The 24,496-nt window shown below is 65.7% G+C and carries 26 protein-coding genes and 1 riboswitch; of the genes, 12 read left to right on the top strand and 14 right to left on the bottom strand.

The annotated features are described in order from the left end of the window. Both M4578_RS23140 and M4578_RS23145 read right to left on the bottom strand, forming a co-directional pair. The coding region (locus tag M4578_RS23140; protein WP_258095572.1) for a GTP-binding protein at positions 1 to 90 on the bottom strand (90 nt) is incomplete at its 3' end. A 232-nt stretch (positions 91 to 322) separates the two neighbouring features. After that, complete coding sequence (locus tag M4578_RS23145) at positions 323 to 949, bottom strand: hypothetical protein (protein ID WP_258095510.1); 627 nt, start codon at positions 947 to 949, stop codon at positions 323 to 325. 153 nt (positions 950 to 1,102) lie between these two features. Between M4578_RS23145 and M4578_RS23150 the strand changes: the two genes are divergently transcribed. Then, on the top strand, positions 1,103 to 1,714 hold the full coding sequence (locus M4578_RS23150; RefSeq protein ID WP_258095511.1) for a hypothetical protein: 612 nt from the start codon (positions 1,103 to 1,105) through the stop codon (positions 1,712 to 1,714). Between the two features lie 18 nt (positions 1,715 to 1,732). Here the strand turns inward: M4578_RS23150 and M4578_RS23155 are convergent, their stop codons facing one another. After that, a complete protein-coding gene (locus M4578_RS23155; RefSeq protein WP_258095512.1) occupies positions 1,733 to 2,140 on the bottom strand; it encodes a universal stress protein in 408 nt (135 codons plus the stop codon). A gap of 264 nt (positions 2,141 to 2,404) precedes the next feature. Between M4578_RS23155 and M4578_RS23160 the strand changes: the two genes are divergently transcribed. Then, positions 2,405 to 3,100 carry a winged helix-turn-helix domain-containing protein gene (locus M4578_RS23160; protein WP_258095513.1) on the top strand — a complete coding sequence of 232 codons (696 nt, stop codon included), beginning with the start codon at positions 2,405 to 2,407 and terminating at the stop codon, positions 3,098 to 3,100. An 82-nt stretch (positions 3,101 to 3,182) separates the two neighbouring features. Here the strand turns inward: M4578_RS23160 and M4578_RS23165 are convergent, their stop codons facing one another. Continuing rightward, entirely contained in the window at positions 3,183 to 3,503 is a 321-nt protein-coding gene (locus tag M4578_RS23165) for an antibiotic biosynthesis monooxygenase family protein (RefSeq protein ID WP_258095514.1), read from the bottom strand. Positions 3,504 to 3,716: 213 nt separating this feature from the next. Between M4578_RS23165 and M4578_RS23170 the strand changes: the two genes are divergently transcribed. The 6 genes from M4578_RS23170 to M4578_RS23195 all read left to right on the top strand — a co-directional run bounded on the left by M4578_RS23170 (position 3,717) and on the right by M4578_RS23195 (position 7,916). Continuing rightward, positions 3,717 to 4,427, top strand: coding sequence for a DUF484 family protein (locus tag M4578_RS23170; RefSeq protein WP_258095515.1), 711 nt, complete (start codon positions 3,717 to 3,719; stop codon positions 4,425 to 4,427). Then, the gene (locus tag M4578_RS23175) at positions 4,424 to 5,350 is read left to right on the top strand and encodes a tyrosine recombinase XerC (protein ID WP_258095516.1); all 927 of its coding nucleotides are present in this window, start codon (positions 4,424 to 4,426) and stop codon (positions 5,348 to 5,350) included. The genes M4578_RS23170 and M4578_RS23175 overlap by 4 nt, the downstream gene beginning before the upstream one ends. Positions 5,351 to 5,452: 102 nt before the next feature. Further along, complete coding sequence (locus M4578_RS23180) at positions 5,453 to 6,058, top strand: glutathione S-transferase (RefSeq protein WP_258095517.1); 606 nt, start codon at positions 5,453 to 5,455, stop codon at positions 6,056 to 6,058. Positions 6,059 to 6,134: 76 nt separating this feature from the next. Further along, the gene (locus M4578_RS23185) at positions 6,135 to 6,815 is read left to right on the top strand and encodes a phosphatidylserine decarboxylase (RefSeq protein ID WP_258095518.1); all 681 of its coding nucleotides are present in this window, start codon (positions 6,135 to 6,137) and stop codon (positions 6,813 to 6,815) included. Beyond that, entirely contained in the window at positions 6,805 to 7,560 is a 756-nt protein-coding gene (pssA, locus tag M4578_RS23190; RefSeq protein ID WP_258095519.1) for a CDP-diacylglycerol--serine O-phosphatidyltransferase, read from the top strand. The genes M4578_RS23185 and pssA overlap by 11 nt, the downstream gene beginning before the upstream one ends. Before the next feature lie 59 nt (positions 7,561 to 7,619). After that, complete coding sequence (locus M4578_RS23195) at positions 7,620 to 7,916, top strand: alkylphosphonate utilization protein (protein ID WP_258095520.1); 297 nt, start codon at positions 7,620 to 7,622, stop codon at positions 7,914 to 7,916. A 157-nt stretch (positions 7,917 to 8,073) separates the two neighbouring features. On the opposite strand, the gene M4578_RS23200 is transcribed toward M4578_RS23195, so the two are convergent. Next, the gene (locus tag M4578_RS23200; RefSeq protein WP_258095521.1) at positions 8,074 to 8,736 is read right to left on the bottom strand and encodes an outer membrane protein; all 663 of its coding nucleotides are present in this window, start codon (positions 8,734 to 8,736) and stop codon (positions 8,074 to 8,076) included. A gap of 221 nt (positions 8,737 to 8,957) precedes the next feature. On the opposite strand from M4578_RS23200, the gene petA reads away from it, so the two are divergent. From petA to M4578_RS23215, 3 genes are read left to right on the top strand one after another with little or no spacing between them, the layout of a single operon-like run. Further along, the gene (petA, locus tag M4578_RS23205; protein ID WP_258095522.1) at positions 8,958 to 9,533 is read left to right on the top strand and encodes a ubiquinol-cytochrome c reductase iron-sulfur subunit; all 576 of its coding nucleotides are present in this window, start codon (positions 8,958 to 8,960) and stop codon (positions 9,531 to 9,533) included. A 12-nt stretch (positions 9,534 to 9,545) separates the two neighbouring features. Continuing rightward, the gene (gene petB / locus M4578_RS23210; protein WP_258095523.1) at positions 9,546 to 10,889 is read left to right on the top strand and encodes a cytochrome b; all 1,344 of its coding nucleotides are present in this window, start codon (positions 9,546 to 9,548) and stop codon (positions 10,887 to 10,889) included. 20 nt (positions 10,890 to 10,909) lie between these two features. Beyond that, positions 10,910 to 11,698 (top strand): cytochrome c1, encoded by a 789-nt coding sequence (locus M4578_RS23215; RefSeq protein ID WP_258095524.1) that lies wholly within the window; start codon positions 10,910 to 10,912, stop codon positions 11,696 to 11,698. A 96-nt stretch (positions 11,699 to 11,794) separates the two neighbouring features. On the opposite strand, the gene M4578_RS23220 is transcribed toward M4578_RS23215, so the two are convergent. Genes M4578_RS23220 through thiB form a run of 3 tightly spaced genes read right to left on the bottom strand, consistent with a single transcriptional unit; the run spans position 11,795 to position 15,007 of the window. Continuing rightward, on the bottom strand, positions 11,795 to 12,493 hold the full coding sequence (locus M4578_RS23220; RefSeq protein WP_258095525.1) for a thiamine ABC transporter ATP-binding protein: 699 nt from the start codon (positions 12,491 to 12,493) through the stop codon (positions 11,795 to 11,797). Continuing rightward, positions 12,480 to 14,051 (bottom strand): ABC transporter permease family protein, encoded by a 1,572-nt coding sequence (locus M4578_RS23225; RefSeq protein ID WP_258095526.1) that lies wholly within the window; start codon positions 14,049 to 14,051, stop codon positions 12,480 to 12,482. Before M4578_RS23225 ends, M4578_RS23220 begins: the two co-directional genes overlap by 14 nt. After that, the gene (thiB, locus tag M4578_RS23230) at positions 14,027 to 15,007 is read right to left on the bottom strand and encodes a thiamine ABC transporter substrate binding subunit (protein ID WP_258095527.1); all 981 of its coding nucleotides are present in this window, start codon (positions 15,005 to 15,007) and stop codon (positions 14,027 to 14,029) included. The genes M4578_RS23225 and thiB overlap by 25 nt, the downstream gene beginning before the upstream one ends. A gap of 37 nt (positions 15,008 to 15,044) precedes the next feature. Further along, positions 15,045 to 15,144: riboswitch (TPP riboswitch) on the bottom strand. 96 nt (positions 15,145 to 15,240) lie between these two features. Between thiB and aroC the strand changes: the two genes are divergently transcribed. Then, positions 15,241 to 16,341 carry a chorismate synthase gene (gene aroC, locus M4578_RS23235; protein ID WP_258095528.1) on the top strand — a complete coding sequence of 367 codons (1,101 nt, stop codon included), beginning with the start codon at positions 15,241 to 15,243 and terminating at the stop codon, positions 16,339 to 16,341. 115 nt (positions 16,342 to 16,456) lie between these two features. Here the strand turns inward: aroC and M4578_RS23240 are convergent, their stop codons facing one another. From M4578_RS23240 to groL, 6 genes are all read right to left on the bottom strand, one after another. Beyond that, positions 16,457 to 18,328, bottom strand: coding sequence for a methyl-accepting chemotaxis protein (locus M4578_RS23240; RefSeq protein ID WP_258095529.1), 1,872 nt, complete (start codon positions 18,326 to 18,328; stop codon positions 16,457 to 16,459). Positions 18,329 to 18,433: 105 nt separating this feature from the next. Next, positions 18,434 to 19,303: a DMT family transporter gene (locus M4578_RS23245; protein ID WP_258095573.1), complete on the bottom strand. Its 870-nt coding sequence runs from the start codon at positions 19,301 to 19,303 to the stop codon at positions 18,434 to 18,436. 88 nt (positions 19,304 to 19,391) lie between these two features. Continuing rightward, positions 19,392 to 20,573 (bottom strand): hypothetical protein, encoded by a 1,182-nt coding sequence (locus M4578_RS23250; protein ID WP_258095530.1) that lies wholly within the window; start codon positions 20,571 to 20,573, stop codon positions 19,392 to 19,394. Between the two features lie 198 nt (positions 20,574 to 20,771). Next, positions 20,772 to 21,884, bottom strand: coding sequence for a site-specific DNA-methyltransferase (locus M4578_RS23255; RefSeq protein WP_258095531.1), 1,113 nt, complete (start codon positions 21,882 to 21,884; stop codon positions 20,772 to 20,774). A gap of 90 nt (positions 21,885 to 21,974) precedes the next feature. Further along, positions 21,975 to 22,604 carry a ribonuclease HII gene (locus M4578_RS23260; RefSeq protein ID WP_258095532.1) on the bottom strand — a complete coding sequence of 210 codons (630 nt, stop codon included), beginning with the start codon at positions 22,602 to 22,604 and terminating at the stop codon, positions 21,975 to 21,977. 221 nt (positions 22,605 to 22,825) lie between these two features. Next, positions 22,826 to 24,466, bottom strand: coding sequence for a chaperonin GroEL (gene groL / locus M4578_RS23265; RefSeq protein ID WP_258095533.1), 1,641 nt, complete (start codon positions 24,464 to 24,466; stop codon positions 22,826 to 22,828). Positions 24,467 to 24,496: the final 30 nt, after the last annotated feature.

Consider the following 24,496-nt stretch of genomic DNA (forward strand, 5'->3'; position numbering starts at 1 on the left):
CGCCGTCAGCGTCGTCTTCCCGTGGTCAACGTGACCGATCGTGCCGATGTTGCAGTGCGGTTTGCCGCGCTCAAACTTTTCCTTTGCCATCTCTTAAAGACGCCTCGCCTTTTCAGGGGCCCCAAGTGACCCGGTTTCGCATCGCGGGCCGTTTAGTGTCTTGAAACGGGAAAATCAAGCTAATGATGCGCCCCGGCGCGCGAGAGCACCCGCCTCGCGGCCCCCGGAACACAAAGCCTGGCCGGCATCGCCAAAACCCTTGATCGTACAGGCATATTGCCGCATTTCGGCCTTGCTTCGAAAGCCCCGTGCGATGGCACGATCAGGCCGAGTCGCCGGTGCTGTCGGAGGCCGTTGCCGAATCCGTGACCGCCGTCTCGGGATCGGCTGCGGGCGGGTTGGCCTCGGGGCCGCCGAACCAGCCCTCTTCCTCCTGCATGCGCCGCAGCCATTTCTCGATCTGTAGCGCCACATTGGCCGACAGGTTGCGCATCTGCTGCGCCTTGGACTGGGTCACGCCCGACCCCACCACCGTCTCGGCCGAGAAGGATTCCAGCGCGGTGATCTGCTCGGGCTCTTCGTTCAGCTTCTTGCTGGCCGCGTCGTCCCAGACCGTCACCCGCACGATCAGCGCCGATTTCGGGCTGAAGACCAGCGGAATGCCCGGCTGCGCCAGCACATAGCCTTCGACGCTGACGCCCAGGTGATAGTACTTGTCCCCCGCCTGCCGGCGGAACCGCTCTTCCAGCGCCTTGTCCACCTCGGCAATCCACTCCTCGGCGCTGGCATCGCGCGACACCGGCCCCTTGACCAGATTCGGCGCCACCACCTCGGCGAACCCGAGCTTGAAGTTCCCCAGCGGCTCGGCGGGCTTTTGCAGGTTGGACTGGCCGTTGGCGCAGGCGGCAAGGCCCAGCACCAGACCGAGGACGGGAAACAGGCGGAACATGGGGCCTCCGAGGGTCGCAGCGGGTCCGTTCAGGGATAGCCCAGCGCGCGCCGCCGCGCAATCTTGCCCGGCAGAGAGTGCGGAGAGATTGTCACATCGCCGCGAGCGCCGGGCCGGACGGGCTTGTCACCGCGCGGCGCATTGCCGACACTCGTGCCCGCTTCCGCAACGATCCGCAGCACCGTGACCCGCCGCAATTTCTTCGCCCCCGTCCTGCTTGTCCTGTCACTCCTGCTGACCGCGGGCTGCGCCACCACGCCCCCGGACCGGCTGCCGCCGCCGAGCGAGGCCGAGATCGCCGCGCTGGCCCGCGAGATCCAGGCCCTCGGCCCCGGCATCGACCCAGCCGAGGCGGTGCGCGCGGCGCGAGTCTCGATCGAATATCCGCGCCGGCTGGCGCTGACCTATCAGATCACCGACCCGCCCTATATCCACAATATCAAGGTGAACCAGGGGCTGAAGCCGCGCGGGCTTTGCTATCAATGGGCCGACGATCTCGAGGCGCGGCTGCGGCAGGAGGGCTTTGCCACCCTGTCCCTGCACCGCGCCATCGCCAATTCCGAGAACCCGCTGCGCATCGAACACAGCACGGTCATCGTCAGCGCACCGGGCGACGGAATGTATCAGGGGCTCGTGCTCGACCCCTGGCGCAATGGCGGGGTGCTGTACTGGGGGCCGGTCACGCAGGACCACAAATACCCCTGGCTGCCCCGGCAGGAGGTGTTTGCCCGCAAATATCAGAAACAACAAAGGGCGGCACGCTGACCGCGCCGCCCCCATCGCTTATCTCAGCACATGCACCGCGCATTTGGCGTGGCGCACGACCTGCGTCGCGGTAGAGCCCATGAGCAGGTCGCCCATGCCCGGCCGGTGCGAGGCGATCACGATCAGATCGACACCGTTCTCCTCGGCCCAATCGAGGATGGTCCGGCCGGAATGCCCCTCGACCACCAGCCCGGTGGCATGGCCCAGCTTCGCCGCCATCGCGTCGAGCTCGGATTGTATCGCCACCTGCGACTGCGCCAGATAATCCGGCGGCATGTAGCTGATGGCATAGCCCGGAATATGCTCCATGACATGCAGCAGCGTGATATTTGCATCCTCCGCTGCCAATGTCCGAGCCACCGCCATGGCCGCCTCGGCCTTGGCGTCGCTGTCGAATGCGATGGGGACCAGAATATTCTTGTACATCTGCGGCCTCCTTTCCTCTCCTTCCGCAAAGTAGCCCTATCCGAAAGGATAGCACCTTGATCCATATCACCCGCCACGAACCTGTTTTGCATCACATTTCGGGCACAATCCGCCAATAATCTTCCCCCAGGCCGCAGAACGCGCCGCACCGATCCCTGCCCGCAGACCACCCCCCTCTGCGCCGGCATGCGACCGGAGCCATGCGATGCGGCCCGATCCGGCCGCGCCGCCCATCCCGAAACATAAGGAGCGAGGAGCGAGCCCATGCGGTACCTGATTGCCGAAACGACCTGGAAGCTGGTGAGTCTGTCGAAAGCGGTTGCCGACAGCGGCACCCTGAGAACCCGGTGCGACGCCGGCGAGGAGATCGAGGATTTCCATCAGATGGGCGAACACGACCTGATCGTCCTGGATGCCGCGCAACTGCGGCGCCACTGTTCGCTCACCCGGCTGCGCGAGCTGAGACCCGACACGCCGATCTGCCTGATCGCCCGCAAGCCCGAGCCCGAGCAGATCGCGACCTGGCTGATGTCCGGCGCGGATACGGTGATCGACGAGGCCGCCCCGCTGCCCGAGATGCTCGGTCGGCTGGCGGCGGTGGCGCGTCGGGCGCATGGCATTGCGCAGCCCACGCTCGAACGCGGGCCGCTATACCTCGATCTCGCGGCCCGGCGCGTGCATGTGGGCGAGGTCACCCTGTCGCTGTCGCCGAAGCTCTACGAGATCCTGGAATTTCTCGCGCTGCGCCCCGGACGGCTGGCTTCGCGCGAGGCGCTGCTCAACCATGTCTACGGGTTCGAGAACGAGCCGGCACCGCGCGTCTTCGACGTCTATATGTGCAATCTGCGCACCCATCTGAACGGCATCGCCGGCGCGCTGCGGATCGACACGGTGCGTGGCTCGGGCTACCGGCTCGAAGTGACCGAACGGCGCAAGACCGCGCGGGCCCTGGCCGCCTGAGGCCATCCTTGCGAAGCGCCGTAGGCGCGAAACGGCACAACCGGGCAGCGGGCGCGCGGCAGAGACCAGCGCGCCCGTTACGCTATCCGAAGACCGCTGCCACGTCGTACATCACCGGCTCGAAACTCCGGCAGAGCTCGTTGATCTTGCGGTTGCGGTTGCGCATTTCATCGCTGCGCAGCATCGCCTGGAAATCCTCGCGCCGGGTCCATTGCGAGTAATTCGCGATGCGCGTCTGCGCATCGTTCACATGCAGCCCGGCGGCGATGAAACCGGGCTGTTTCGAAATGAAGCATTCATAGGCGTCGCGCAACGCATCGAGCAGATCCTGGCAGGTGCCGGGGGTCGTCTCGAATGTGGTGATCACGGTCTGACACGCGCTCGGGCTGGTGATTTTTGGCATGGCTCCTCCTCCATGCACCCAGTCTGGCACGGAACCGGGACAGCGCCAAACCTTTCCAAAGATGCGCGAAATCCACGCCTTTCCGAGCCTGTCCCCCGCCGCGCTTGACAGAAGCGCAACAGCGGGGCGAAACAGGCGCCCAAATCGAAAAAACAGGCGCAAAGCCGCCCGCGACCTGCTAGGGTCGCGAAAAAAGAGAATGACGAGACAGGCATGAACCGCAGTTCCCAGACGATTGACGAGTCCCTGCGCGAAGAGATCATTTCGCGCCCCGACATGATCCTCGACGACCGGGATCTGATGCAGGCGCTGATCGCCGCGAACGAACGCGCGATGGGCGGCAATATCGTCGATCTGCGCGGCATCGCCATGGAACGGCTCGAAGCCCGTCTCGACCGGCTCGAGGACACCCACCGCAGCGTCATTGCCGCAGCCTATGAGAACCTCGCCGGCACCAACCAGATTCACCGCGCGATCCTGCGGATGCTCGACCCCGTCGAGTTCGAACCCTTCCTGCACGATCTGGGCGGCGAGGTGGCCGAGATCCTGCGGGTGGACATGGTCCGTCTGGTGCTGGAATCGGCCCAGAACGACAGCGACCCGGCAGTCCGGCGGCTGGGCGACGTTCTGTCGGTCGCCGAGCCGGGCTTCATCGAGCGCTATATCTCGGACGGTCGGGAATCGCCCTTGCGCCAGGTCACGCTGCGACAGCTCAGCGGCGGCGACACGCGGATCTATGGCGACAAGGCCGACTGGATGCGTTCCGAAGCCTGCCTGAAGCTCGATTTCGGCCCGGGCCGTCTGCCCGGCCTGCTGGTGATGGGGTCCGAAGACCCGCATCTCTTCACACCGCAGCAGGGCACCGACCTGCTGGCCTTCTTCGCCGGGGTCTTCGAACGCGCCATGCGGCGCTGGCTGTCGTGACGCTTGAGATCTCGCCCGCCGCGCGTGACGCGCTGGAGGGCTGGCTGACGGCCGCGCGGGCGCTGAAAGGCGCCGCCGAGAACACGCTCACCGCCTATCGCGCCGACGTGGTCGAGTTCATCGCCTTCCTGACGGCGCATCACGCCGAGCCGCAGGGGCTCGCACCGCTGGCGCGGGTGACGACGCCCGACATGCGTGCCTTCATGGCGCATCTGCGCGGCGGCGGCGCGGCGCCCCGCTCGATGGCGCGCAAGCTCTCGGCGGTCAAGAGCTTCTACCGCTGGCTGGCCGAGCGCGAGGGGTTCGAACCGACCGCCGTGCTGTCTGCCCGTGCGCCGAAGTTCCAGAAAAAGCTGCCCCGCCCGCTGGCCGAAGACGCCGCCCGCGCGATGATCGACACGGTGGGAATGCAGGCAACGGACGGCTGGATCGGCGCCCGCGACGCGGCGGTGGTGACGATGCTCTACGGCTGCGGGCTGCGGATTTCCGAGGCGCTGGGGCTCACGGGGCGCGACTGGCCGATGGGCGAGACGCTGCGCATCCTCGGCAAGGGCGGCAAGGAACGCATCGTGCCGGTGCTGCCGGTGGCCCGCTCCGCCGTTGCCACCTATCTGCGGCTCTGCCCATACGAAATGGGCACCGACGCACCGCTGTTTCGCGGCAAGCGCGGCGGGGCGCTGAACCCCCGGCTGATCCAGAAGGTGACCGAAAAGGCCCGCCTGCAACTCGGCCTGCCGGCGACGGCCACGCCACATGCGATGCGCCACAGCTTCGCCACCCATCTGCTGGCCGCGGGCGGCGACCTGCGCGCGATCCAGGAGCTTCTGGGCCATGCCTCGCTGTCGACGACCCAGGCCTATACGGCGGTCGACACGGTGCATCTGATGAAGGTCTACGAGGCCACCCATCCCAAGGCAGGTTGACGCGGGCAAATCCCTTCCAGGGGATTTGCAAATCTTTTCGAAAAGATTTGCCCCGCCCCCGGCCCGCGCCTAGGTTGCCCCCGAACGACAAGGAGCGGTGCCATGAAACTGCTGAAATCCGCGGCCTCCCCCTTCGTGCGCAAGGTGCTCGTCACGCTGCACGAAACCGGCCAGATGGACGAGGTCGAGATGATCGACGTCCACAACACCCCCCTGCAGCCCGATCCCACCGTGGCCGCGGCCAACCCCGCCGGCAAGATCCCCGCGCTTATCCGCAGCGATGCGCCGGCGCTCTACGACAGCCGGGTGATCTGTCGCTATCTCGATCACCGCGCCGGCACAGGCCTCTACCCCGAGGCCCGCATCTGGGACACGCTCACGCTCGAGGCCACCGCCGACGCGATGATGGAGGCGGCCGTGCTCATCGTCTACGAAGAGCGCTTCCGCCCGGTCGAGGCGGTCTCGATGGATTGGATCGAAGGCCAGTGGACCAAGGTCGCGCGCGCCCTCGACGCGCTCAACACCCGCTGGATGGGCCACCTGCACGGACGCACGGATATGGGCCATCTCGCCATCGGCTGCGCCCTCGGCTATCTCGACTTCCGTCATGACGTGCGCAAATGGCGCACCGGACGCGACGCGCTGGCCGAGTGGTATGCGGGCTTTGCCGAACGGCCCTCGATGAAAGCCACCGCGCCCTCGGCCTGACGCCGCGGGGCTTGCGCGGCGGGCCGTTGCCCCGTAAGCGGCGGCAACCCCATTCCAACCGAGAGGACGCCACCCCATGCGGATGCGCGACACCTTCCTGAAACCGATGCACCCCGAAGGCCGCAAATTCGTGGCCGCCTTCGCGGCCGTCAGCCTGTTCCTCTTCATGATCTGGGATCCGCTGGGCTGGATCGGCCTCGGCCTCACGGTCTGGTGCTACTATTTCTTCCGCGATCCCGACCGCGTCACCCCCACCCGTCCCGGTCTGATCATCAGCCCCGCCGACGGGGTGGTCTCGCTGATCGAACCCGCCGTACCCCCGGTGGAGCTGGGCATGGGCCCCGAGCCGCTGACCCGGGTCTCGGTCTTCATGTCGGTCTTCAACTGCCATGTGAACCGCGCGCCCGTGGCGGGCGAGCTTGTCCGCCTTGCCTACCGGCCCGGCAAGTTCCTGAACGCCTCGCTCGACAAGGCGTCGGAAGACAACGAGCGCAACGCGCTGCGCATCCGCATGGAAGACGGGCGCGAGATCGCCGTGGTGCAGATCGCCGGGCTCGTGGCGCGCCGCATCATGTGGTGGAAGCGCGAGGGCGACTGGCTCGACCGGGGCGAGCGCTTCGGTCTCATCCGCTTCGGCTCGCGGCTGGACGTCTATCTGCCCGAAGGCGTGGCGCCGCAGGTGGCGCTGGGGCAGACCATGATCGCCGGGGAAACGGTGATTGCCGATCTCACGGAAGGCGCCGGCGATGGACTCTGAGCCGAGGGACGAGCGCGGCGCGGAAAAGCTGACGCTGATCCAGCTTCTGCCCAACATGCTGACCGTGGTGGCGATCTGCGCCGGGCTGACCGCCATCCGCATGGGGCTGCAAGGCTCTTACGAATATGCGGTCCAGCTCATCCTGCTGGCCGCCGTGCTCGACGGCATGGACGGCCGCCTCGCCCGCGCGCTGAAATCCGAAAGCGGTATGGGGGCCGAGCTCGACAGCCTTGCCGATTTCCTGAATTTCGGGGTGGCGCCGGGGCTGCTGCTTTACACCTGGGCGCTGGAAGACAGCCGCGGCTTCGGCTGGCTGGCGGTGCTGGTCTTTGCGATCTGCTCGGTCGTGCGTCTGGCGCGGTTCAACGTGCAGCGCAAATCCGAGGACAAGAGCCACGACAACGCCTATTTCACCGGTGTGCCCTCGCCCGCCGGGGCCATGCTGGTGATGCTGCCGATGTTCCTCAGCTTCGCGCTTGCCTCGGGGCCCTTCCTGCCGGACGCGGTGCTTGCGATCTGGATGGTGCTGATCGGTCTTTCGATGATCAGCCGCATTCCCACCTGGTCGTTCAAGACCACCCGCATCCCCCGCAAGAGCGCCAAGTTCTTCCTGGTCGGCGTGGCCTTTGCCCTCGCCGCCGCCGTGACCTATGCCTGGATCACACTGGTGCTGTTCTGCATCGCCTATGTGGCGACGGTGATCGTCATGCTGCCGCGCCGGCGCATGTCCCCGCCGGACACCTGAAGCCCCAAGACAAGACCAGGCGCCGCACCGGCGACAGCGCCGCAAGAAAGGACGACCCGATGAGCGATCAAAGCGACGAATGGATCTATGACGAGGCCAGCGGCGAGTGGCGCCCGGCCTCGGAGGTGGCGGCGGACCAGGCCGTCGAGGTGCGCGATGCGGCGGGCAATATCCTGAGCGACGGGGATTCCGTGGTGCTGACCAAGGATCTGAAGGTCAAGGGCGCGGGCCAGACGCTGAAACAGGGCACGGTGATCCGGTCGATCCGGCTGACCGACAATCCCGAAGAGATCGACTGCCGCCACGACACGATCAAGGGCCTGGTGCTGCGCACAGAGTTCGTCAAGAAGCGCTGACGGATGGTGGGCAGATTGCCCACCCTACACGATCCGGGAACCGTCAGGCGAAGTAGGGTGGGCAATCTGCCCACCACGCCGCAATCCCCCCCATCGCCCGGCACGAAAAAAGCGCCCGCATCGCGGGCGCTTTTCCCGACGGTCATACCGCCGCTTTTCAGAATTTCAGCGACACACCGAAGTTCAGCGCGTTCGTCTTGATGTCGGTCTTCAACGAGCCGCCGCCCTCGAGATCGGCCTCGTTGCTGGAATAGGTGAACTGATATTCCCCGAAGACCGAGAACCGGTCGTTGATCGGATAGCTCAGCCCCGCCAGCAGCTTCACCGCCGGACCCGTGAGCTGATAGCCATAGGTCTTGTCGCCCGCCGTGGTCTCGACGTCCACATGCGGCACGGCGATCCCCAGACCCGCGCCCACGTAAGGCGTGGCAGAGCCCCAGTATTCCGGCCAGCGCTTCATCGCGTTCACCGTGAGGATATTGTGACCGTCGGTGAACTCCATCCGGTCGAAGCCGAGCTTCTTGCGCTCGTCATCGGGCGCATAGACCTTGGTATGGGTCAGCTCCAGCGCCAGACCGAAGGTCTCGCTCCGCCACCAGGTGCCGCGGATCCCGTAATAGGGCGGCATCTCGAAGCTCTTGCCTTCCCAGCCGATCAGCGCGTCGTAACTCGCCCCGGTGCCCGGATAGTCCCCCGAAACACGGCTATGCGGCGCGGTCTGCCAGCCGGTATAGCCCGAGATCTCGAACTCCTGTGCCGATGCCGGCAAAGACGAGAGGGCGGCGACCGAGACGGTCGCGGAGAGAATCAGTGTTTTCATAAGCTCGCTCCAGGCACGTTAAGGCCTTTTCGGACCTACATAAGCATTCCCCCACATGGGTTTCAATTGCGACAGAACGGCACTTCTTGCGCTAGCGCCGCTTTTGATTGCTTTACGGGCAGATGACAGACCGCTAAACACGCCATCGGAAACGCCGTGCCGGGCCGCGGCTATCTAGCCATCCGGCCACCCTCACGGCCCCGAGGAATGGAGTACACCCCGTGACACAAGCAGAAGATCACGAAGGCACCCGGAGGGATTTCCTCTACTACGCCACAGCCGGCGCCGGCGCCGTCACCGCAGGCGCGGCCGTCTGGCCGCTGGTGAACCAGATGAACCCCTCGGCGGATGTCCGGGCGCTCAGCACGATCCGCGTGGACGTGTCCGGCGTCGATACGGGCACCCAGCTCACCGTGAAATGGCTCGGCAAGCCGGTCTTTATCCGTCGTCGCACCGAAGCCGAGATCGAAGATGCCCGCGCGGTCACGATGGACCAGCTCGTGGACGCGAATGCGCGCAACGCCAATGTCGATAGCGCCGCCGACGCGGAAGACCAGAACCGCACCCTGGACGAAGCCGGCGAATGGCTGGTGATGATGGGCGTCTGCACCCATCTCGGCTGCGTTCCGCTGGGCAATGCCGGCGATTTCACCGCCGGCGGCGTCGGCGGCTGGTTCTGCCCCTGCCACGGCTCGCACTACGATACCGCCGGCCGGATCCGCAAAGGCCCGGCGCCCGAAAACCTGCCGGTTCCCGTCGCGGAATTCGTCGAAGAAACCACCATTCTGCTGGGATAAGGAAGCGCGCATATGTCCGGTATTCCGCACGACCATTACGAACCCAAGACCGCGCCCGAGACCTGGCTGCACAAGCGCCTGCCGATCGTCGGTCTTCTCTATGACACGATCATGATCCCCACCCCCAAGAACCTGAACTGGATGTGGATCTGGGGCATCGTGCTCACCTTCTGCCTTGTGCTGCAAATCGCCACCGGCATCGTGCTGGTGATGCATTACACGCCGCATGTGGACCTGGCCTTCGCCAGCGTCGAGCACATCATGCGCGACGTGAACGGCGGCTTCATGCTGCGTTACCTGCACGCCAACGGCGCCTCGCTGTTCTTCGTTGCGGTCTACCTGCACATCTTCCGCGGTCTCTACTACGGCTCCTACAAGTCGCCGCGCGAGGTGACCTGGATCATCGGCATGCTGATCTATCTCTGCATGATGGGCACCGCCTTCATGGGCTACGTTCTGCCCTGGGGCCAGATGTCCTTCTGGGGTGCGACCGTGATCACCGGCCTCTTCGGCGCCATCCCTTTCATCGGCGAACCGATCCAGACCTGGCTGCTGGGCGGACCCGCCGTGGACAACGCCACGCTGAACCGCTTCTTCTCGCTGCACTACCTGCTGCCCTTCGTGATCGCCGCCCTCGTGGCCGTGCATATCTGGGCCTTCCACACCACGGGCAACAACAACCCCACCGGTGTTGACGTGCGCCGCGGCTCGAAAGCCGAGGCCGAGAAGGACACCCTGCCCTTCTGGCCCTATTTCGTGATCAAGGACATCTTCGCCCTGGCGGTTGTCCTGGCGGTGTTCTGGGCGATCGTCGGCTTCATGCCGAACTACCTCGGCCACCCCGACAACTATGTCGAGGCCAACCCGCTCTCGACCCCCGCGCATATCGTGCCGGAATGGTACTTCCTGCCCTTCTACGCGATCCTGCGTGCCTTCACCTCCGAAGTCTGGGTGGTGCAGATCGCCTCCTTCCTGACCGGCGGCATCATCGACGCCAAGTTCTTCGGCGTGCTGGCCATGTTCGGCGCCATCATCGCCATGGCTCTGGCGCCCTGGCTCGACACCTCCTCGGTGCGCTCGGGCAAGTACCGCCCGCAGTTCAAATGGTGGTTCTGGCTGCTGGTGATCGACTTCATCGCGCTGATGTGGCTCGGGGCCATGCCGGCGGAAGAGCCCTATGCCAGCTTCTCGCTGATCGGGGCAGCCTACTGGTTCGGCTATTTCTTCGTGATCCTGCCCCTGCTCGGCGTCTTCGAAAAGCCGCTGCCGGTGCCCGCGACCATCGAGGAAGATTTCGACGCCCATTACGGCAAGTCCTCGGAAACCGGCGCCTCTGCGGCGACCCCGGCCGAGTGACAGAGAAAGGACAAATGAAAATGTTCAAGAAACTTGCCCTTTCGACCGCACTGGCGCTCGGCCTGGCCACCGGCGGCGCCTATGCCGCCGGAGAAGGCGGCCATGTGGAGGATTTCAGCTTCTCCTTCGAGGGCCCTTTCGGCACCTACGACCAGGCGCAGCTCCAGCGCGGCTTGCAGATCTACACCGAGGTCTGCTCGGCCTGCCACGGCATGAAGTTCGTCCCCTTCCGCACCCTGGGTGACGAAGGCGGCCCGCATTTCTCCGAGGATGAGGTCCGCGCCTATGCCGAGCAAAACTTCGAGGTCTATGACAACGAGCTCGAAGATTTCCGCCCGGCCCTTCCGACCGACCACTTCCCGGCCAACACCTCGGCCGGCGCGCCCGACCTGTCGCTGATGGCCAAGGCCCGCGCGGGCTTTCACGGCCCCTACGGCACCGGCCTGAGCCAGCTTTTCAACGGCATGGGCGGCGCGGAATACATCGCCTCGATCCTCACCGGCTATACCGGCGAGGAAAAGGAAGAAGCAGGCACGCTGTTCTACGAGAACCACGCCTTCTCGACCGGCTGGATCTCGATGGCCCCGCCGCTGATCGGCGAGGATGTGGAATATGCCGACGGCCACCCCAACACGCTGCATCACGAGGCGCAGGACATCGCTGCCTTCCTGATGTGGGCGGCAGAGCCGAAGATGATGGCGCGCAAGCAGGCGGGTTTCGTCGGCGTGATCTTCCTCACCGTGCTCTCGGTGCTGCTCTACCTCACCAACAAGCGCATCTGGCGCCCGATCAAGCACAAGGAAAGCTGACCGGCCCGCGCCTCGCGACATGGAAAAGCCCCGCCAACCGGCGGGGCTTTTTGCATGTGGCGAAGAAAGCCCGCAAGGGCTCGATGAGCGCGCCGCCTACCCGCCCAGATAGGCCCGCAACGCCTCGGGCGGATCGGCGAAAAGCGTCTCCGTCGCCACCGGCGCCTGCGCCGCGCCCTCCGCCACCAGAACCACCTCTTCGGCAAAGCGCCGCGCATCCTGCGGATCGTGGCTCACCAGCAGCACCAGCGCCCCCAGCTCTCCAGCCACGTCGCGCACCAGATCCAGCATCTCGGCCTTGAGCGCCGGCCCCAGCGCCGCAAAGGGCTCGTCCAGCGCGATGATCGGGCGGGCTTGCAACAGCACCCGCGCCAGCGCCGCGCGGCTCTGCTGCCCGCCCGACAGAGCCCCGGGCCGCCGCTCCGCCATCCCGTCGAGTCCGACACGGGCCAGCGCCTCCTCGACGGCGATATCCTCGCCCCGCCGCAGCCGCCCGCCATCGGGGCGCAGCGCCAGACCGAGGTTCCGCCGCAGGTCGAGATGCGGGAAAAGGTTGTTCTCCTGAAACAGCATCGCCACCGGGCGCCGGTCGGGCGGGGCGCCGGTGATGTCCTGCCCCAGCCACAGGATCCGCCCGCGTTCCGGCCTGCGGAACCCCGCAATGAGATCGAGCAGGGTGGATTTTCCCGCCCCCGACGGCCCGATCACCGCCACTCGCCGCCCCGGCGCCAATGCCAGATCGGCGGAAAGCGCATAGGCGCCCGCACGAAAGACCAGCCCCTCAAGTGTCAGCATTCACCCGCCCTCCCCGGTCGAACATCCAGAAGGCGCCAAAGCTCAGGATCAGCAGCAGCAAGGCCGCCCCCGCCGCCGCCGCCATCTGGTAGGATCCCATCAGCCGGTAGACCTGCAGCGGCAGCGTCGCCCGATCGGGATCGGCAAACAGCGCGATCACCCCAAGATCGCCCATCGACAGCGCCGCCGTGAGACCTGCGGCAAAGCCCAGCGGACGGCGCAGCCGGGGCAGCAGTACCAGCCGCAGCCAGGCAAGCGGCGTCAGTCCCAGCGCCTGCGCCAGACGGCGGTAATCGGCGCGCACCGCCTCGGCCTCGGGCCGCAGGATGCGCAAGGCAAAAGGCAGCGAGACCAGCGCATTGACCAGCGCCGTCACCGGCAGCGCCAGCGCAAACGGGTTGGCAAAGGGCCGCACGATCAGGAACAGCCCGGTGCCCAGAACCAGCGGTGACAGCGCGATCCCCGCGAGCCCCAGGAGCTCGCCCCGCCGCGTCGCGAGCGGCAACGCCCAGAGGATGCAAAGCGCCGTCGAGACCAGCGCCACGCTCACCGAATGCCCCGCCGCGATCCAGGTGCCTGGGCCCAGCAGCACCAGCCCAGTCAGCCCGCGCAGTCCGACCATCAGCAGCGGTGCAAGCAGGAACAGCGCGGCGAGGACAATCCAAAGCGCATCTGCACTCCGCGCCCAAACGCCCTGCCCGTCCCAGCGCGTCACCCCCCGGTCGAGCCCCGCACCAAAGCCGCTGCCCGCGCCCAGTTTCAGCGCCACCAGCCCGGCGCTCAGCGCCAGGGCAAGCTGGATCACCGACAACAGCGCCGCCCGGCCCAGATCGAAATCGAAGCGCACCGCCTGGTAGATCGCCAGCTCCACCGTCGTCGCCTTCGGCCCGCCGCCCAGCGTCAGCGCAACGGCAAAGCTCGACAGGCAAATCACAAAGATCACCGCAAAGGCGCCCGGCGCAATGCGCAGCAGCATCGGCAGTTCCAGCACCCGGAACAGCGCTCCGCGCGTCAGCCCCAGCGATGCCGCCAGCCGGAAACGCTCCGCCGGGATCGCCAGCCAGCCTTGCAGCAACAACCGCACCGCCAGCGGCAGGTTGAAGAACACATGCGCCAGCACCACGCCGTGGATGCCGTAAATCGTCATCTCCGGAAGGCCCAGCGCGCGCAGCGCCCCGTTCACCAGCCCGTTCTGGCCGAAAACGGCAATGAGGCCGAGCACCGCAACGATCACCGGCAGGATGAAGGGCGCGCCCATGAGGGCCACCAGCGCGCCGCGTCCCGGAAAGCGCCTCCGCGCCAGCCCCCGCGCCACCGGCATTGCAAGCGCCACGCTCACCCCCGCCGACAAGAGCGCCTGAACCAGCGTGAACCGCAGCGCCTGCCCATCGCCCGGCCCCAGCGCGCCCCAGCCTCCCGCGCGCAGCAGCACCGCCCCGACCGGGCCGAGCGTCAGCCCGGCCACGGCCAGCGCGGCAATCAGCGCGACGACACGAGGTGCCACGATCAGCGCGACACCTTGACCTGCCGCGGTCAGCGCGACAATGCGCGGCGCCATGCCTCGATCGCCTCATCCCGCAGCGCGGCGGCCTCGTCCTCGGAGTAGAACAGCACCTTTTCCGGCAGTTCCAGCTCCTGGAACCCTTCGGGCCATTTCTCGCGCGGCAGCGCCGCCGGGATCGACCAGTTGCCGGTCGCGATCATCTCCTGAAACGGCTCGCTCAGAAGGAAGGCCATGAACTGATCCGCCAATTCCGGCTGATCGGTGCTCGCCACCTTCGCGGCCAGTTCGACCATGAAGTAATGCCCCTCGGGAAAGATCGCCGCCTTTTTGCTGCGGTCGCCCTCGGCGATGATATGATAGGCGGGCGAGGTGGTGTAGCTCATCACCATATCCGCTTCGCCATCGGTGAAAAGCCCGTAGCTTTCCGACCAGCCCTTGGTCACCGTCAGGATCTTCGGCGCCAGTTTCTCCCAGGCCTCCTCCGCCTTGTCACCATAGACCGCCTGCATCCAGAGCACCGTCGCCAGACCCGAGACCGAGCTGCGCGGGTCCTGAATGACGATCTTCAGATCGTCGGGCGCCTCCAGCAGCGCGTCGAAGCTGGCGGGTGGCTCGGGCAGCCGCTCGGTGTTGTAGATAAAGGCCGTGTGTCCGTAATTGTAGGGCAGAAAGATCTCGTCCTCCCAGGCGATGGGCAGGGTCAGCGGCGAGAGATCGACATTATGCGGCGCGAACAGCCCGCTTTCGCGCGCCTTCCTGGTCACATCGGTGTTCAGGCCGAAAACGATGTCGGCCTCGGTGCGGTCGCCTTCCAGCAGCAGCCGGGGCAACAGATCGCCCGGTTTGAACTGCAGGTCGCAGTTGCATTGGGCCTCGAACATCTCCTCGATCCTGGGGCCTGGGCCCCATTCCGAGACGATGGAATCGCCCGCATAAACGGTGAGAACAGGGGTCTCCGCCAGCGCGGCGCTGGCTGAAAGAAGTCCCGCTGCAAAGATGGTGGCCTTCATGGCATCCTCCATACTTGCGGCGAGAGGGCAAGACTGGGCGGATCGCCGTCACCTTCCCTCCGCCGGTGTTAACCGGTTCAGGTTCAACGGGTTCGCGTGCTGCATCTCAGCCCTTGCGGGCACCCCGAGGTAGGGCGAGTCGTAGCCGCGCGCGATGCGGCTTGCAAGGTGAAATCCCTTGAGACAGCGCGCGCACTGCCCTAGGACACCAGCGGACAAGGAGACCCGCGCCCATGAGCATGAACACATTCGGCCATCTGTTCCGCGTCACCACCTGGGGCGAAAGCCACGGTCCCGCGCTCGGGGCCACGGTGGACGGCTGCCCGCCGGGCGTGCCGGTGGACGAGGCGATGCTTCAACACTGGCTCGACAAGCGCAAGCCGGGGCAGAACAAATACACCACGCAGCGGCGCGAACCCGATGCGGTGCGGATCCTGTCGGGCGTGTTCGAAGGCCAGACCACCGGCACGCCGGTGCAGCTCATGATCGAGAACACCGACCAGCGGTCGAAGGATTACGGCGAGATCGCCGAGAAATTCCGCCCCGGCCACGCGGACATCACCTATTGGCAGAAATACGGCATTCGCGATTATCGCGGCGGCGGGCGGTCTTCGGCGCGCGAGACGGCGGCGCGGGTCGCCGCCGGCGGTCTGGCGCGGGCGGCACTCGCCGCGCTGGCGCCGGGGATCGAGATCCTCGGCTATATGGTGCAGATGGGGCCGCACGGGATCGACCGCGCGCGCATGGATCTGGACGAGGTGGCGCGCAACGCCTTCTGGTGTCCGGATGCGGAGAGCGCCGAGAGCTGGGCCGATTACCTCGACGGGCTGCGCAAATCCGGCGACAGCGTCGGCGCGGTGATCGAGGTGGTGGCGCGCGGCGTGCCCGCCGGGCTGGGGGCGCCGATCTATGGCAAGCTCGACACCGATCTGGCGGCGGCAGCGATGTCGATCAACGCCGTGAAGGCGGTGGAGATCGGCGAGGGCATGGCCGCGGCGGCGCTGCGCGGCTCGGAGAATGCCGACGAGATCACCATGGGCCCGGACGGGCCGGTCTACAGCTCGAACCACGCGGGCGGCATCCTGGGCGGGATTTCCACCGGGCAGGACATCGTGCTGCGCTTTGCGGTGAAACCGACCTCGTCGATCCTGACCCCGCGCCGCACGATCACCAAATCGGGCGAGGAAACCGAGATCATCACCAAGGGCCGCCATGACCCCTGTGTCGGCATCCGCGCCGTGCCGGTGGGCGAGGCGATGATGGCCTGTGTGCTGCTCGACCACCTGCTGCTGCATCGCGGCCAGACCGGCGGCAACCGCGGCCAGATCGGCTAAAAGCCCATCCTTGCCCTGAGAGGCGGCCACCGTTCTGACGGTCCCTCTCCAAGTGGGATCTGGCCAGCGCGTCAGAGGGCGCCGCGCCAAGACCTGCCTGTCTGCGCGACCGGGTTCAGAAATCCTCCCATAGCGCGGCGCTCTCGCCGGCGGCGCGGCGCATCGGCTCCTGAGACCGTTCAGGCACGCCGAGCGGGATCTCGGTGATCGGCGCCGAGACCGGTGTCACCTCGCCAATCTCCAGACCGTCGGCAGAGCCGAAACGGTTCAGCTGGGCTGTGAGACGGTCCGCCTCGCTGCTGAGCTGCTGGCTGGCCGAGCTGGTTTCGCCCACCATCGCGGCGTTCTGCTGCGTGACCTTGTCCAGCTCCGCCACCCCGACATTGATCTCCTGCAAGCCCGCGGCCTGCTCCTTGGAGGCAGCGGCGATTTCGGCGACCATCTCGGACACTTCGGTGACGTAGCGAACAATATCCGACAGCGTTTCGCCGGTCTGCTCGACAAGCTGCCCGCCATCCTTCACCTGCTGCGAACTGTTCGAAACCAGCGTCTTGATCTCGCGCGCCGATTCCGAGGCGCGCTGCGCCAGCGACCGCACCTCCGAGGCGACCACCGAGAACCCCTTGCCGCTTTCGCCGGCGCGTGCCGCCTCGACCCCGGCGTTCAGCGCCAGCAGGTTGGTCTGGAAGGCGATGTCGTCGATCACGCCAATGATCTGGGTGATCTGATCCGAGGAGGCCGCAATCGAACTCATCGCCGCCAACGCCCGCTCCATCACCGCGCCGCCTTCCTCGGCCCGCCGGCGACCGTCGCCCACACGTTTGTCGGCCTCTTCGGCCCGCGCTGCCGCAGCCCGCACGCTGCCCGACATTTCCTCGAGCGCGGCGGCGGATTCCTCCAGCGTCGCCGCCTGCACCTCCGAGCGCCGCGACATCTCGGTCGACATCGAGGACAGCTCCTGCGAATTGCGCTGCACCATCTGCGCGGAATCGCGCAGCGAGGCGATCAGATCCCCGATCTGCTCGGACAGATCGTTGAAATCCTGGCAGATCCCTTCGTAGTTCTGCCCGAGATCCCGCCATTCCGAGGGATCGAGCCGTTCATCCACCTGCCCTTGGGCAAGCTGCCCCATCGCGCCCCCAAGCGCCTCGAACAGCGCCACCCGGCGTTCGTTGGCGGCGCGTTCCTGCGCATCCGCCTGTTCGGCATGCATCAGCTTGTCGCGCAGGTCTTTGAGATTGCGGGAGATCGTGCCGGCCTCGTCACCGTATTCGGTTCCCTGAATCTCGCGGGCATAATCGCCCTCCGCGATCCGCTGCACCGTCCCGGCCGCGGTCTGGAAGGGCCGCGCCAGCAACCGCCCGAAGACAAGCACCAGAACGAAGGAGATCGCCGTGACCGCCGCCAGCGAGGCGGTCAGCATCGTCTTGCTGTCGGTCACCGCGCTTTCCGCCAGCACCTCGGTCTTGGCGGTTTCCTCGCGGAGCACCTCCTGGATCGTGTCGATCCGCCCGATCTCGGCCTTGAGACGATCATAGAGATCGCCAAGCGCGAGATGCATCTGGAACGGCGTCACATCCTTGGCGTCGGGCAGCGCTGCCACATCCGCCGACAGCGCCGCGACCGAGACCGAAATCTCGCGCAGCGCGTCCAGATAATCCGGGTTGCGCGCCCGCGCGCTTTCCGTTTCGACAAAGATCATCGCCTTCTCGCCGATGTCGCGCGTCACCTCGGCAAGATTGCCAAGCACCCCGTCCTTCGCATCCACCTCGCCATCCGCGATGCGCAACAGTTCCGCCCGGGCCTGCTCCAGATCCTCGCGGATCAGCGCGATCAACTCGTTCTGCTTGAAGATGTCGAATGTGTAGCGGACATCGCGCGCCAGCCCGTTCTGCACGTTCCAGGACAGCAGACCGCTGACCAGCAGCAGCACGACGAACACCATGCCCAGCGCCAAGACCTGAAACCTGATGGAAAACCTTCTCATTTCCGACACGCGCTCCTTCTTTGCGCCGGACGACAGGACCGGCTAGCGCGTTGGCTATCAGAGAGGTGTAAACAAACCCTTCGGCTTCTCGCGGAAAACCGCGCATCATTGCAGCCGCACGCGCGACCGCTGCACCGCGAGGATCCCCAATGCGATGATTGCCGCGCCCACCACATCGAGCGGCCCCAGCGGTTCGCCCAGGAACAGCGCCGCGATGGCGACCCCGAAGAACGGGTTGAGGAAATGGTAGGTCGCGGCCCGGATCGCGCCGATGCGCTCGACCAGCAGAACCCAGACGAAGGTGGCCGCGACGCCCGGAATCAGGACCGTATAGGCAAAGGCGATCACCAGCGACCAGGACCAGGTGATCTCGGGCGTCTCGAAGGCCAGCGCCAGCGGCCAGAGCAGCACGCTGCCCACCAGCATCTGCAGCCCGACGATCATCATGACATTGCCCCCGGCAACCGCGCCGCGCACCGACATCGTGGCCGCCGCCAGCGACAGCACCCCCAGCACGCATAGCAGCACGCCCAGCGGGTCGGCGCCGCCCTGAAGCCGCGCGCCCATGATCAGCGCCACGCCGATCACCCCAGCCAGAAGCCCGGCATATCCGATCGGGCGCAGCCGCTCGCCCAGCCAAAGCCAGCTTGCCAGGGCCACGATCAGCGGCATGGTCGAGGCGACGATCGACGCAAGCGATGCCTCGACGGTCTGCATGGCGACGAAGTTCAGACCGAGATACAGAGCGTTCTGGCAGATCCCGAAGATCCCCGTGGCGCGCCACTGCGCCCGGGTGAGCCGCCAGCTCTGGCCCATCAGCCACGCGAGGATCACCGCCAGCAATCCGGAGATCAGAAAGCGCAGCGCCAGCGCGCCCAGCGGCGGCGCGACCCCGACGATGATCCGCGCCGAGGTGAAGGCCGAGGACCACATGGCCACAAAGGCCAGCCCCATCAATATCGCGCGCAGATCCATCATGTTCCCCATTGCCAGCCGGCGCAGAGAAACAGCCTTCGCGGCCCGGATGCAAGCCGCGAAGCTGTCGGCGTTTTCCCGACCGGGATCAGCGCCCGGTGATCACCCGCGCCGGCGCGCGGAACCTGTCGAGATCGTCCGTGGTTCCGGCCGAGACCATGTTGTCCTTGTAGAAGACGAACACCATGTTGTTCTCGCCATCGAGCGCCATCCCGGCCACGTCCTGCGGCGTGTATCCGGGGGCGAGGCTATAGCGATAGGGCGCGCGGAACTTACCGAGATCGTCCGATGTGCCCGCCGACACCCTGCCGTCGCGATACCAGGCAAAATTGTAGTTGTTCTCGCCATCCACGGCCATGCCGACGATGTCGCCCGGCGTATAGCCCGCGGGCAGCCGGTAGCGGTAGGGCGCGCGCTTGCTGTCGAGATCCTCGCTCGACCCGGCGATCACGCGGCCGTCGCGCAGCCAGGCGAAGACCATGTTGGTCGATCCGTCGAGCCCCATGCCGACGATGGCCGTCTCGGCCGTGCCCGGCGCCACGGTGAAGTTGCGGGGATGGCGGAAATTGTGCATCCGCGTGGTCGACCCGGCGGTGACAAATTTGCCCTCCGACCAGGCGAAGACCTCGTTGGTCTCTCCGTCGAGTCCGAAACCGACCATCTCGGAGGCGATGAACTCGGGCTTCCCGATACCCTCGTAATCGTTGGGATGCAGGTTGAGGAGACAGGCCTCCATCTGCTCGGGCACGGTGTTCTGGTACAGCGTGGTATCGACGGGATTGCCCGTGTGCTTGTAGCCGGCATTGTGCATCAGCTCGTGCCCGATGACCGAGGCCAGCCGGCGCACGCCGTAATCATTCTCGGTCTGATCCTTGAGATCGCGGATGAAATCCCGGTCGATATTCATGACGCCGGCCTTGCGATAGACCTTGTGCGCATTGGCATTGGCGCCGGGCAGATGGGTGCATTTGAACTTGGTCACATTGGGGCGTGTCAGATCGTTGACGATCTTGGTCGGGCTCTTGCGGCTGTGCTCGACCAGATAGGCGCGGTCGATGCAGTCGATCAGCCGGGCACGCTGGCTCTTCGCCCGGTGCAGCAGGAACTCATAGGCAGTGGCGATCTCGCGTTTCATGCCGGGACCGCAGCCTGAGAATTTCAGATCGGTCGCGGCGGCGGGCCCCGCAGCGGCAAGCGCGAGCGCGCAAAGCGCCGCCGTGGCGAGGGGACGACCCGGGAGGGTAGTGAATCGTCTGGAAGGACGGGACATGGCAAGAATCCTTGATGGAAAGGGACGGTTTGAAAATCTCTGAAGTGCCCCCGATGCTGCGCCCCTCCCGCCTCTCCGTCCATTCCGGAAATCCGGACCCTCCACATGGAAAATGCCCCGCCTGCACAGCGCAGGCGGGGCCAGTTAGTGCCTGTCATCACAGGCACCGGCGGTGTTCGTGAATTCGGAATTCGGTGCTTAGTTCGGGCGGTCCGACATCTCGGCGCGGATCTGCTGGCGCAGCACGTCGATGGGAACGGTCTTGCCGTCCTTGCGGAAATGCCAGTAGGTCCAGCCGTTGCAGGAGGGCGCCCCTTCCAGATGCGCGCCGACCTGATGGATCGAGCCCTTGACGTCATCGCCCACCAGCGTGCCGTCGGCCCGCACCTTGGCATATTTGCCCGAGGGCGAGACCAGCATTTCGCCGGGACGCAGCATGCCGCGCTCGACAAGCTGGCCGAAGGGAATGCGCGGCTCGGCGCGCTTCGCCTTGGTCACTTCCAGCGCAGACCGGTCGAAGGCGCGGATGTCGGCGATGCGGGCGGTCGCGACCTCGCGATAGGCCGGCTCGCGCTCGATCCCGATCCAGTCGCGGCCCAGCATCTTGGCCACGGCGCCGGTGGTGCCAGTGCCGAAGAACGGATCGAGCACCACGTCGCCGGGGTTGGTGGAGCCGACCAGAACCCGGTGCAGCAGGCTCATGGGTTTCTGGGTCGGATGCGCCTTGTCGCCATTGGCGTCCTTCAGCCGCTCGCCGCCGTTGCAGATCGGCAGCACCCAGTCCGAGCGCATCTGGATGCCCTCGTTCAGCGCTTTCAGCGCCTCGTAGTTGAAGGTGTATTTCGCACCTTCCGATTTCGACGCCCAGATCATCGTCTCATGCGCGTTGGTAAAGCGCTTGCCACGGAAATTCGGCATCGGGTTGGCCTTGCGCCAGACCACATCGTTCAGGATCCAGTAGCCGGCATCCTGCAACGCCGCGCCGACGCGGAAGATGTTGTGGTAGGAGCCGATGACCCAGATCGCGCCGTTGGGCTTCAGCAGGCGCTTGGCGGCGGCGAGCCACTCACGGGTGAATGCGTCGTAGGCGGCGAAAGAAGAGAACTGGTCCCAGTGATCGTCCACCGCATCGACGCGGGAATTGTCGGGACGGTGCAGCTCCCCTTTGAGCTGGAGGTTGTAGGGCGGGTCGGCAAAGATCAGATCGACGGATTCCGCCGGAAGACTGTTCATCATCTCGATGCAGTCGCCGGAAAGAATCGTGTTGAGAGGGAGCACCTGGGTGCTCTTATCCGTGGTCATCGCGTTCATTCTCTGCCTCTGTCCCTGGTGCGTTTTCGCACTCACTGGTTGGGAACAAAGATGAGTCAAAGGTGATTCGCGGTCAATTTCTTTTTTGAATCAGTCACTTGTGGATTTCCCTTGCCACAAGATATTGTGTACCGGTTTGAAGGATCGCCTATGGTGAGGGGTTACACCAAGATTTCGAAGCGCCTCGTTGTGGCTTTTCGATCCATATCCCGCGTTGGTTTCCCAGCCGTATCCGGGATGGTGTTGCGCCAAATCCCGCATGATCCGGTCACGCCATATTTTAGCCACAATCGAGGCCGCCGCGATGCTCACCGAACGGCCGTCGCCCTTGACGATGGCTGTGGCCGGACAGGGCAGATCGGGCGGCAGGCGGTTGCCGTCGATCAGCAGATGCCCGGGCGGCTGCGGCAACGCGGCCACGGCGCGGCGCATGGCGAGATAGGTGGCCTGGAGGATGTTGATGCGGTCGATCTCCGCGACGCTGGCCTCGCCGATCCCCACCTGGCAAGCCGCCCGGATGAGCGGCTCCAGCGCCTCGCGCCGCTTGGCGGTCAGCGCCTTGGAATCGTTCAACCCCTCGGGAATGCGCCCCGGATCGAGACAGACGGCAGCCGCCACCACCGGTCCGGCAAGCGGTCCGCGGCCCACCTCATCGACCCCGGCCACCAGCATGCCCGTCTGCCACAAGGGCGCTTCGTAGGAGGAATCCGGTCCGCTCATGCCGCCCTTGAAAGCGCAAAACCCCGCGCGGCGCAAATTCCTTCAAGGAATTTGCAAGAGTTTTTCCAAAACTCTTGCCCCCGGCCCAAACAGAGCCCTTCCAAAACGGAACAAAGGGGCCCGAAGGCCCCTTTGCCGTTGTCCTGACGACTCTGCGCGTGTCATCGGCACCCGGGGTGCCGACGCCTGTCGCAGTCCTCACACCTGCAAGGCAGGTGTGATTACATCATGCCGCCCATGCCGCCCATGTCGGGCATGCCGCCACCGGCCGGAGCGTCTTTCTGCGGCTTGTCGGCCACCATCGCTTCGGTGGTGATCAGCAGGCCGGCAACCGAGGCCGCGTCTTCCAGAGCCGTACGCACCACTTTGGCCGGGTCGATCACGCCGAAAGCGAACATGTCGCCATACTGGTCGGTCTGAGCGTTGTAGCCGAACTTGAGGTCCGAGGATTCGCGGACCTTGCCAGCGACAACCGAGCCGTCGACACCGGCGTTCTCGGCGATCTGACGCAGCGGCGCTTCGAGCGCCTTGCGCACGATGGCGATGCCGGCGTTCTGGTCGCTGTTGGCGCCTTCCAGGCCTTCCAGTGCCTTGGCACCTTGAACCAGAGCGACGCCGCCGCCGACCACGATGCCTTCCTGAACGGCTGCGCGGGTGGCGTTCAGAGCGTCGTCCACACGGTCCTTGCGCTCTTTCACTTCCACTTCGGTCATGCCGCCGACGCGGATCACGGCCACACCGCCGGCGAGCTTGGCAACACGCTCCTGCAGCTTCTCACGGTCGTAATCCGAGGTGGTTTCTTCGATCTGGGTGCGGATCTGTGCCACGCGGGCTTCGATCTCGGCCTTCTCGCCAGCGCCATCGACGATGGTGGTCTCGTCCTTGGTGATGGTGACCTTCTTGGCGGTGCCCAGCATGTCCACGGTGACATTCTCGAGCTTCATGCCGAGATCTTCCGAGATCACCTGGCCGCCGGTCAGGATCGCGATGTCCTGCAGCATGGCCTTGCGGCGGTCGCCGAAGCCCGGTGCCTTGACGGCTGCGATTTTCAGGCCGCCGCGCAGCTTGTTGACCACGAGGGTCGCCAGCGCTTCGCCTTCCACGTCCTCGGCGATGATCAGCAGCGGCTTCTGCGACTGGATCACCGACTCGAGCAGCGGCACCATCGGCTGCAGCGACGAGAGTTTCTTCTCGTGCAGCAGGATCATGCAGTCATCCAGCTCGGCAATCATCTTGTCGGCGTTGGTGACGAAATAGGGCGACAGGTAGCCGCGGTCGAACTGCATGCCTTCGACGACATCGGTCTCGGTTTCCAGACCTTTGTTCTCTTCGACGGTGATGACACCTTCGTTGCCGACCTTCTGCATCGCGTCCGCGATCTGACGGCCGATTTCTTCTTCGCCGTTGGCCGAGATGGTGCCGACCTGCGCAACCTCGTTGCTGTCCTCGACGGGACGGGCGGCTGCCTTGATCGCTTCGACGACCTTGGCGGTGGCCGCTTCGATGCCGCGCTTGAGATCCATCGGGTTCATGCCCGCTGCGACCGACTTCATGCCTTCCTTGACGATGGCCTGGGCCAGAACCGTCGCGGTGGTGGTGCCGTCACCGGCTTCGTCGTTGGTGCGGGAAGCGACTTCCTTCACCATCTGCGCGCCCATGTTCTCGAACTTGTCTTCCAGTTCGATCTCCTTGGCCACCGACACACCGTCCTTGGTGATGCGGGGGGCGCCGAAGGATTTGTCGAGCACCACGTTGCGGCCTTTCGGGCCGAGGGTCACCTTCACCGCGTCGGCGAGGATGTTCACGCCCTTGAGCATCTTGGTGCGGGCGTCGGTATCGAACTTCACGTCCTTTGCAGACATCTGTCAGTTCTCCTGAATAGATATGGATTT

The organism is Salipiger pentaromativorans, from assembly GCF_024721115.1.
GTDB classification, from domain to species: Bacteria; Pseudomonadota; Alphaproteobacteria; order Rhodobacterales; family Rhodobacteraceae; genus Salipiger; species Salipiger pentaromativorans.

Coding starts and splice junctions, on each gene's coding strand:
- M4578_RS23145 (WP_258095510.1), bottom strand. CDS start 949: ATGTTCCGCCTGTTTCCCGTCCTCGGTCTGGTGCTGGGCCTTGCCGCC.
- M4578_RS23155 (WP_258095512.1), bottom strand. CDS start 2,140: ATGTACAAGAATATTCTGGTCCCCATCGCATTCGACAGCGACGCCAAG.
- M4578_RS23160 (WP_258095513.1), top strand. CDS start 2,405: ATGCGGTACCTGATTGCCGAAACGACCTGGAAGCTGGTGAGTCTGTCG.
- M4578_RS23165 (WP_258095514.1), bottom strand. CDS start 3,503: ATGCCAAAAATCACCAGCCCGAGCGCGTGTCAGACCGTGATCACCACA.
- M4578_RS23170 (WP_258095515.1), top strand. CDS start 3,717: ATGAACCGCAGTTCCCAGACGATTGACGAGTCCCTGCGCGAAGAGATC.
- M4578_RS23180 (WP_258095517.1), top strand. CDS start 5,453: ATGAAACTGCTGAAATCCGCGGCCTCCCCCTTCGTGCGCAAGGTGCTC.
- M4578_RS23185 (WP_258095518.1), top strand. CDS start 6,135: ATGCGGATGCGCGACACCTTCCTGAAACCGATGCACCCCGAAGGCCGC.
- pssA (WP_258095519.1), top strand. CDS start 6,805: ATGGACTCTGAGCCGAGGGACGAGCGCGGCGCGGAAAAGCTGACGCTG.
- M4578_RS23195 (WP_258095520.1), top strand. CDS start 7,620: ATGAGCGATCAAAGCGACGAATGGATCTATGACGAGGCCAGCGGCGAG.
- M4578_RS23200 (WP_258095521.1), bottom strand. CDS start 8,736: ATGAAAACACTGATTCTCTCCGCGACCGTCTCGGTCGCCGCCCTCTCG.
- petB (WP_258095523.1), top strand. CDS start 9,546: ATGTCCGGTATTCCGCACGACCATTACGAACCCAAGACCGCGCCCGAG.
- M4578_RS23215 (WP_258095524.1), top strand. CDS start 10,910: ATGTTCAAGAAACTTGCCCTTTCGACCGCACTGGCGCTCGGCCTGGCC.
- M4578_RS23220 (WP_258095525.1), bottom strand. CDS start 12,493: ATGCTGACACTTGAGGGGCTGGTCTTTCGTGCGGGCGCCTATGCGCTT.
- M4578_RS23225 (WP_258095526.1), bottom strand. CDS start 14,051: ATGGCGCCGCGCATTGTCGCGCTGACCGCGGCAGGTCAAGGTGTCGCG.
- thiB (WP_258095527.1), bottom strand. CDS start 15,007: ATGAAGGCCACCATCTTTGCAGCGGGACTTCTTTCAGCCAGCGCCGCG.
- aroC (WP_258095528.1), top strand. CDS start 15,241: ATGAGCATGAACACATTCGGCCATCTGTTCCGCGTCACCACCTGGGGC.
- M4578_RS23240 (WP_258095529.1), bottom strand. CDS start 18,328: ATGAGAAGGTTTTCCATCAGGTTTCAGGTCTTGGCGCTGGGCATGGTG.
- M4578_RS23245 (WP_258095573.1), bottom strand. CDS start 19,303: ATGGATCTGCGCGCGATATTGATGGGGCTGGCCTTTGTGGCCATGTGG.
- M4578_RS23250 (WP_258095530.1), bottom strand. CDS start 20,573: ATGTCCCGTCCTTCCAGACGATTCACTACCCTCCCGGGTCGTCCCCTC.
- M4578_RS23255 (WP_258095531.1), bottom strand. CDS start 21,884: ATGAACGCGATGACCACGGATAAGAGCACCCAGGTGCTCCCTCTCAAC.
- M4578_RS23260 (WP_258095532.1), bottom strand. CDS start 22,604: ATGAGCGGACCGGATTCCTCCTACGAAGCGCCCTTGTGGCAGACGGGC.
- groL (WP_258095533.1), bottom strand. CDS start 24,466: ATGTCTGCAAAGGACGTGAAGTTCGATACCGACGCCCGCACCAAGATG.